Raw genomic sequence first — 7716 nt, forward strand, 5'->3', positions numbered from 1 at the left:
TGCCAACGCCGTCTCGCCCGGCACGGTCACCGGCCTGTCCGACCTGTTCCCCGACGACGGGCTGGTCGACGCCGCGGTGATCGGCCCGCCCGCGTGGGAGGCAGGCACCACGGTGCTCTGGCTGTCCGGGCCACACGCCACCCTGGTCGAGGCACTGTTCGCGGGCACGCCGTTCCAGGCCCGGCACCTCGGCCCGGAGGTCGGGACCGCGAGCGCGCTCAAGGCTTGCTTCGCCCTCCAGAGCAAGGCGCTGCCCGCCATCTGGCTGGCCCTCGACGAAGCCGCCCGCACCCTGGGCGTCGACGCGCCACTCCGCGAGGAGCTGGCCCGCACCGGGGTGGACTACCCCGCCGCGCTCGACCGGATCAGCGGGATCGCCGCCGAGAAGGGCTGGCGGTGGGTGGCGGAGATGGAGGAGGCGGCGGCAACCCTCGCCGCAGCCGGCGTCCCCGACGGCTTCTCCCGCGCCGCCGCCGAGATGTACCGCCGCGCCTGACGCCACCGACGTCCGCCTCGTGCGCCGTGGTGTCGGACTCGCGGGCCGTGGTGTCCGACACGCGCGTCGGAAGTGGGGGACTCGCGGGGTCTGTGTCCGACTCGCGCGTCGGAAGTGGGGGACTCGCGCGTCGGAACCGGGGGAGTCGTGGGCGCGAGTCCCTCGGTCTCGACGCGCGAGTCGGACGTTCCGTCAGCTGGGGCCGAAGCGTTCGACCCGGATGCGGTCCGTGCTCACGCCCAGGGACTCCAGGAGGCCCGTGGCGTGGTCGCAGAACGGGGGGGTGCCGCAGACGTAGACGGTCTGGGTCGGGGTGAGGGTCGGGGCGAGGTCGTCCGCGGTCAGCCGGCCCACCGGCCGCGGCCAGGACGGCGGGGTCTGCCTCGTGTAGACCACGGTCGTCTGCGGGCCCACGACCTCGGCGCCGTAGTAGAGGTCCGCGGGTCGCCGCGCCGACACGACCAACCGGAACAGCGAGGGGTCGCGGAGCCGGGAGAGGCGCAGCATCGACATCAGCGGCACCACCCCGGAGCCGCCTGCCACCCCGAGCGCCGGGGAGTCCCCGCGCCACGCGAACCAGCCGCCGATCGGGCCCCTGACCTCCAGCTCGTCCCCGGGCTCGACGACCTCGTGCAGGAACTCCGACACCTCCCCGCCGGGCAGCAGCTCGACCGTGAGGTCGACCAGGTCCGAGCCGGGCACCGAGGCGACCGAGTAGTCCCGCTGGGCCGTGTACCCGTCCTCCGCGGTCAGCCGCAGCACGTAGTACTGGCCCGCGACGTGCTCGGACACGGCGGGCAGCTTCAGCCGGAAGGTCTTCGCGTTCGGCGTCTCGCGGCGGACCTCCACGACCATCGCCTTCTGCCAGGCGACCACGTCAGTCCCCCTGGTAGCGCTGCTCGAGCCAGGGGTCGCCGCGGTCGTGGTAGCCGTTGCGCTCCCAGAAGCCCGGCTCGTCGGAGGCCATGACCCGCAGGCCGGAGACCCACTTCGCGGACTTCCAGAAGTACAGGTGGGGGACCAGCAACCGGGCCGGGCCGCCGTGCTCGGTGGTCAGCGGGGACCCGTCGACCGTCCAGACCACCCAGGCCTTGCCCCCGGTGACGTCCTCCAGCGGGAGGTTCGTGGCGTAGCCGGTGTGCGAGGTGGCCATGACGTAGGCCGCGTCCGGGGACAGCGAGACCGCCTCGAGCAGCGTGTCCACCGAGACGCCGTCGAAGGTCATGTCGAACTTCGACCAGGTCGTGACGCAGTGGATGGCGCCCTCGTAGCGCGAGCGCGGCAGCGCCTGGATCTCCGCCCAGGTCCAGCTCACCGGCTGCTCGACGAGCCCGTCGATGGTGAAGGTCCAGCGGTCGGTGCCGATCCGCGGCGTGGCCTCGGCGTTGAGCACGGGCCAGTCCGCCCCGGCGTCGTACTGACCGGGGGGCAGCCGCGGGTCGCGTGTCTTCCGCCGACCGGTGAATCCACGGGTGATGGCCATGCGGACAGCATGCCGGATCACGCGGGGTTCAGGCCCGGCTCCCGGTCGGGGATCACGAAGGAGGCGGCGGTGCGGACCGGTTCCCCCGGCCGCGTGACGGCGTCGAGCACCCGGAAGTCCGCCGTGACCCGGTCCGCGGAGTACCGGACCCGGACGTACCCGCGCCGGTTGCTGCGGAACCGCAGGTGCGGGTTCACGTGCAGGTCGGGATGGTCGGTCGCGCCGTCGCCGTCGCCCTCGGAGGTGACGGAGCCCGCCACGAGCTCGGTGCCCACCACGGTGTCGTCGAGGGGGAGCTCGTTGGCCCAGTGGGTGTGCACGTCCCCGGTGAGGACGACGGCGTTGCGCACGCCCGCCTCGACCCAACCCCGGGTGACCCGGTCGCGCGAGGGGGCGTAGCCGTCCCAGGCGTCCATCGCGTACGCCCCGTCGCGGCCCCGACGCTCGGCGAAGAAGACCTGCTGCCCCAGGACGTCCCAGCGGGCCCGGGAGGTGCGCAGACCGTCGAGCAGCCAGGCCTCCTGGGCCGCGCCGGGCAGCGACCGGGCGGGGTCGAACCGCTCCCCGCAGTCGACGCGCATCCGGTCGCCGCAGGCCTGGTCGCTGCGGTACTGGCGGGTGTCCATCATGTGGAAGGTCGCGAGGGCGCCCCACGGCACGCGCCGGTAGAGCTGCATGTCGATGCCGCGGGGGACGGAGCTGCGACGCAGCGGCATGTGCTCGTAGTAGGCCTGGAACGCGGCGGCCCGGCGGGCGAGCAGCCTGCTGCCGTCCTCGGCCGTCTCCCCGGCCCAGTTGTTGTCCACCTCGTGGTCGTCCCACACGACGAGCCAGGGCGCGACGGCGTGGGCCGCCTGCAGGTCCGGGTCCGTCCTGTACTGCGCGTGGCGCTGCCGGTAGCCCGCGAGCTCGGTGGTCTCGGGGCCGACGACGGCGCGCACCGACCCCGCGGGCGTCGAGTACTCGTAGAGGTAGTCGCCGAGGTGCAGGACCAGCTCGGGCTCGTCCTCGGCCAGCCGCCGGTACGCGGTGAACCAGCCGACCGGGTAGTTCGCGCAGGAGGCGACGCACGTGGTCAGGGCGCCGAGCGAGCCCGGTTCGGGTGCGGTCCGCGTGCGACCGACGGGGGAGAGGGCCCCGGCCGCGCGGAACCGGTAGAAGTACTCGCGGCCCGGCGCCAGGGCCGCCACCTCCACGTGCACGCTGTGCGCGGCCTCGGGCACGGCGTCGACGGTCCCGCGGGCGGCGACCCGGTCGAAGCGCTCGTCCTCGGCGACCTCCCAGTCGACGGCGACGGTGCGCCCGGGCATGCCACCCAGACCGTCGGGGGCGAGGGGGTCGGGGGCGAGCCGCGTCCAGAGGGCCGACGGCGCCCTCACCTCGGCCGGACAGGTGCTGCGGACGTCGATCGAGGAGGCCACCGACGCCTCGCAGGCGGACCTGCTGGCGGAGATCGAGGACCTCGACGGGATCACCGAGGCCTTCGAGGGCTGGTCCACGACCTGCATCGAGGCCAAGACCTTCCCCGAGGACGCCCGCAAGCGCGCCGCAGGCTGACCTGTGAGCGGCGATGGTCGCCATGGCGACATCGCCACTCACGGGTCAGGTCCGGCGCGCGGCGAAGCGGGTGGGGCGGTCGGGCCAGTCCGCGTCGGTGTCGCGGGTGGTGCCGTGGCCGTCCCGGACCACCTGCAGCGCCAGGACGCCGGCCACGGTCGTCGCGTTGACGATCTCGCCGCGCAGCACCATGGCGACCGCCTCGGCCAGCGGGATCCAGCGCGGCTCGAGGTCCGCCTCCTCGTCGTCCCCCAGGTCGGGGCGGTCGACCCGGGTCAGGCCCGTGGCGAGGAAGACCCGGATCGCCTCCTCAGAGAAGCCGGGCGAGGGCACGGCGTCGACCAGCACGGACCAGTCCGCGGCCTGCAGACCCGCCTCCTCCTCGAGCTCGCGCGCGGCGGCCTCGGTGGGGTCCTCCCCCGCGTGGTCGAGCAGACCCGCGGGCATCTCCCACAGGCGTCGGCGGACGGCGTGGCGGTACTGCAGGATCATCATGAGCCGGTCCTGCTCATCGACGGCGGCGATCGCCACCGCCCCCGGGTGCTCGACGATCTCGCGGGTCGCCTCCCGGCCTCCGGGCATGACCACCTGGTCGGCCCGCACGGCCATCACGCGGCCCTCGTAGATGTCCGTCGACGAGGCGACCGGGAAGTCGTGTTCCCCGGGCTTCACGAGGCGACCTCGGCGGGCTCGGTCTTGCGCCCGTTCTTGCGGGAGGGCATCTCGACGGGGAGCCGGTCCGCGGCGTTGTACGCGAGCGCGGCCTTGACGAACGCCGCGAACAGCGGGTGCGGCCGGGTGGGCCGGGACTTCAGCTCGGGGTGCGCCTGGGTCCCCACGAAGAAGGGATGCACCTCCGCAGGCAGCTCGACGAACTCGACCAGGCCGCCGTCGGGCGAGGTCCCGCCGAAGACCAGCCCGGCCTCGGCGAGCCGGTCCCGGTAGTGGTTGTTGACCTCGTAGCGGTGCCGGTGCCGCTCGGACACCTCGCGGGTCCCGTAGGCCCTCGCCACGACGGTCCCCTCCCCCAGCGTGGCCGGGTAGGCGCCGAGGCGCATGGTCCCGCCCATGTCCCGCTCGCCGGCGACGACGTCGAGCTGCTCGGCCATCGTCGAGATGACCGGGTGGGGGGTGCGGGGGTCGAACTCGCTGCTCGACGCGTCGGTGAGGCCCGCGAGGTTCCGCGCGGCCTCGATCACCATGCACTGCAGGCCCAGGCAGAGCCCCAGGGTGGGGATGCCGCGGGTGCGCGCGTGGGTGATCGCGCCGAGCTTGCCCTCGATCCCGCGGATGCCGAAGCCACCGGGGACGAGCACGCCGTCGACGCCCTCGAGCGCCGCCGCGGCGCCCGCCGGGGTCTCGCACTCGTCCGACGGCACCCACCGGATCTCGACCTTGGCGCGGTGGGCGAAACCGCCCGCACGCAGGGCCTCGGTCACGCTCAGGTAGGCGTCGGGGAGGTCGACGTACTTGCCGACCAGCGCGATCGTGACCGTCTCGTCCGGGTTGTGGACGCGCTCGAGCAGGTCCCCCCACACGGTCCAGTCGACGTCGCGGAACGGGAGGCCCAGCCGTCGCACGACGTAGGCGTCGAGCGCCTCGCGGTGCAGCACGCGGGGGATGTCGTAGATCGACGGGGCGTCGGGGGCCGCCGCGACGCCGTCGAGCTCGACGTCGCACATCAGGGAGATCTTGCGCTTCATCGCCTCGGGGATCTCCCGGTCGGCGCGCAGGACCAGGGCGTCGGGCTGGATGCCGATGTTCCGCAGGGCCGCGACGGAGTGCTGGGTGGGCTTGGTCTTCAGCTCGCCGCTCGGCGCGAGGTAGGGCACCAGGCTCACGTGCAGGAAGAAGCAGTTGTCCCGGCCCACCTCGTGACGGACCTGGCGGGCCGCCTCGACGAACGGCAGCGACTCGATGTCGCCGATGGTGCCGCCGACCTCGGTGATGACGACGTCGGGGACGACGCCGTCGGAGTCCGGCTCCGCCATCGCGAGGATGCGGTCCTTGATCTCGTTCGTGATGTGCGGGATGACCTGCACGGTGTCGCCGAGGTACTCGCCGCGGCGCTCCTTGGCGATCACCTCGGAGTAGACCTGGCCGGTCGTGACGTTGGCCCGGCCGTGCAGGTTCCGGTCGAGGAACCGCTCGTAGTGGCCGACGTCGAGGTCGGTCTCCGCGCCGTCCTCGGTGACGAAGACCTCGCCGTGCTGGAACGGGTTCATCGTCCCGGGGTCGACGTTGAGGTAGGGGTCCAGCTTCTGCATGGTGACGCGGAGGCCACGGGCGGTGAGCAGCTGGCCCAGGGAGGAGGCGGTGAGGCCCTTGCCCAGCGAGGATGCGACCCCGCCGGTGACGAACAGATGACGGGTCGCGCGAGTCTGCACGGAGCTTCAGCGTACCCGTGGAGCCGAGGGACCCTGCGCCGACCCTCCGCAGACCGCACGAACGGCACTCTCGTGCGGTAGGTCCGCACGAACGGCACTCTCGCTCAGGTCCTGCCCCGGCGGGCGGCGGCAAGATCGAGGTCGGCGAGCACGTGCGCGCGGGTGTCGGTGGCCGCCCGTTGTGCGGCGGCGAGGTCGGCCACCAGGGTCCCGTCCCGCTTCACGATCCGGCCGTCCACCAGCACCGTGTCGACGTCCGCGCGCGAGGCGTGCAGCACGACCGCCGCCGCGGGGTGGTTGGCCAGCGCGAGCCCGCCGAGCGGGCTGCGGGGGCGCAGGAGCACCAGGTCGGCACGCTTGCCCACCTCCACCGTTCCGATCCGGTCGGCGAGACCGAGCGCCCGGGCGCCGCCGACGGTCCCCCACTCCAGCACCTGCGCGGCGGTGAGCTGCGGGGCGGGCAGCGGGGCGTTCGCCTGCTGCGCCTCGGTGTTGGCCCGCAGCCGGTCGGCGTTCAGTGTGCTGCGCATCGCGGTGAGCAGGTCGGCGGACTCGTAGACGACCGTGTCCGAGCCGAGCCCCGCCCCGATCCCGTACCTCGCCACCTGCTTGGTGGCGGGCCTGCCCTGGCCGAAGGTGAACTCGCTCTCGGTGCAGATCGCCATCGCGCCACCGCTGTCCCGGATCGCCCGATAGCTGCTGTCGCCGAAGGCACCCGCGTGGACGTAGAGCGTCCCGGAGCGGAGCCGGCCGGTGTTCCGGAGCGCGTCGATGAACGCGTCGGTGCCGCGGCCGTAGAGCCCGCTGTGGGCCGTGACCTGCAGGTTCTCCCGGGCGGCGAACTCCCACGCCGCGCGCTCGGGCAGCGCGGGATCGCTCGACCAGTCCAGAGCCAGCGCGACGTCCACCAGGTCCGTCCGCCGCGCCAGCAGCGGCTCGACGGCGGTGTACCAGGACCGCGCGGGATCGTTCGCCTGCATGGCGGCGTGCCCCCAGGCGTACCGGACGCGGGCCCCGGACTCCGTCGCCGCCCGCAGGGACGCCTCCGCGTCGGCGGGCTCGACGAGGCCGTGGTTGTAGTCGACGACGGTCGTGACGCCGGCGTCGAGGGCGTCCAGATGGCTGAGCAGGGCCGCGGCGTGGAAGTCCTCGGGTCGGTACCGCGGCACGATCCCACCCTGCGTGACCTGTGTGAACGCGGCGAAGTCCCAGTCCGCGCCGAGCCCGGCGAAGGGGGCCTGCCAGCAGTGCCGGTGGACGTCGACCATGCCGGGCATCAGGATCGCGCCGGACGCGTCGATCTCCGTGCCGCCGCCGAGCCCGCGGCCGATCTCGGCGACCACCCCGTCGCGGACGAGAACGTCGGTCGCCTCCCACACGGCGTCGCCGGTCATCGGCAGGACAGTCGCGCCGCGGAACACGACCGGTCCCCCGGTCTCGACGGACGCGGCGGTCGCCGAGCTGGGGCGGGCACAGGCGGCGAGCCCGAGGGCCGCACCGCCGGCGAGTAGACCGCGGCGGGTCAGGGAGGAGGTCACCACCCCGGACTATCCGGACCTAGCGCGCTCTAGTCGCCCACCGCCCCAGATCACAGCTGTGGGTGGCGATAATCGCTGGAGCGATCGCTGGAGCGACTATCGCCACTCACAGCCGGTCAGGCGGGGACCGCGCCGTTCGAGGCGGTGCGGTCCGAGCCGTAGCTGCCCGCCTTGCCGTCGACCTGTTCCTTCAACGCCAGCACGGTGGCGATGCGGCCGGTGCCGGTCTGCACGTCGTCGACGGTCGAGAGGCCC

Annotated in this window: 9 protein-coding genes; 2 read left to right on the top strand and 7 right to left on the bottom strand. The window is 73.6% G+C overall.

Features of this window, described 5'->3' with window-relative positions; all coding sequences use genetic code 11:
- Nucleotides 1-496 (top strand): DUF1932 domain-containing protein (locus H5J29_RS14190; protein WP_181781427.1); only part of this gene is annotated, 496 nt, incomplete at its 5' end.
- A gap of 192 nt (nt 497-688) precedes the next feature.
- Here H5J29_RS14190 and H5J29_RS14195 read toward each other — a convergent pair.
- Genes H5J29_RS14195 through H5J29_RS14205 form a run of 3 tightly spaced genes read right to left on the bottom strand, consistent with a single transcriptional unit; the run spans nt 689 to nt 3451 of the window.
- Nucleotides 689-1372 carry an FAD-binding oxidoreductase gene (locus H5J29_RS14195; RefSeq protein WP_312858219.1) on the bottom strand — a complete coding sequence of 228 codons (684 nt, stop codon included), beginning with the start codon at nt 1370-1372 and terminating at the stop codon, nt 689-691.
- A 1-nt stretch (nt 1373) separates the two neighbouring features.
- On the bottom strand, nt 1374-1979 hold the full coding sequence (locus tag H5J29_RS14200) for a sulfite oxidase-like oxidoreductase (protein ID WP_181781428.1): 606 nt from the start codon (nt 1977-1979) through the stop codon (nt 1374-1376).
- Nucleotides 1980-1996: 17 nt separating this feature from the next.
- The gene (locus H5J29_RS14205) at nt 1997-3451 is read right to left on the bottom strand and encodes an alkaline phosphatase D family protein (protein WP_376768530.1); all 1455 of its coding nucleotides are present in this window, start codon (nt 3449-3451) and stop codon (nt 1997-1999) included.
- Here H5J29_RS14205 and H5J29_RS35060 point away from each other — a divergent pair.
- Nucleotides 3372-3536 (top strand): hypothetical protein, encoded by a 165-nt coding sequence (locus H5J29_RS35060; RefSeq protein WP_376768529.1) that lies wholly within the window; start codon nt 3372-3374, stop codon nt 3534-3536. The two genes, H5J29_RS14205 and H5J29_RS35060, sit on opposite strands and share 80 nt — an antisense overlap.
- 45 nt (nt 3537-3581) lie before the next feature.
- Here the strand turns inward: H5J29_RS35060 and H5J29_RS14210 are convergent, their stop codons facing one another.
- From H5J29_RS14210 to H5J29_RS14225, 4 genes are all read right to left on the bottom strand, one after another.
- Nucleotides 3582-4208 (bottom strand): NUDIX domain-containing protein, encoded by a 627-nt coding sequence (locus H5J29_RS14210; protein ID WP_312858220.1) that lies wholly within the window; start codon nt 4206-4208, stop codon nt 3582-3584.
- Complete coding sequence (gene pyrG / locus H5J29_RS14215) at nt 4205-5923, bottom strand: CTP synthase (protein WP_181781430.1); 1719 nt, start codon at nt 5921-5923, stop codon at nt 4205-4207. Before pyrG ends, H5J29_RS14210 begins: the two co-directional genes overlap by 4 nt.
- A 104-nt stretch (nt 5924-6027) precedes the next feature.
- Nucleotides 6028-7461, bottom strand: coding sequence for an amidohydrolase family protein (locus H5J29_RS14220; protein ID WP_181781431.1), 1434 nt, complete (start codon nt 7459-7461; stop codon nt 6028-6030).
- 116 nt (nt 7462-7577) lie between these two features.
- Nucleotides 7578-7716, bottom strand: a 139-nt coding sequence (locus tag H5J29_RS14225; RefSeq protein WP_181781432.1) for a copper transporter, incomplete at its 5' end; no start/stop codon positions are given.

The organism is Pseudonocardia pini (assembly GCF_013870575.1).
Classification (GTDB): domain Bacteria; phylum Actinomycetota; class Actinomycetes; order Mycobacteriales; family Pseudonocardiaceae; genus Pseudonocardia; species Pseudonocardia pini.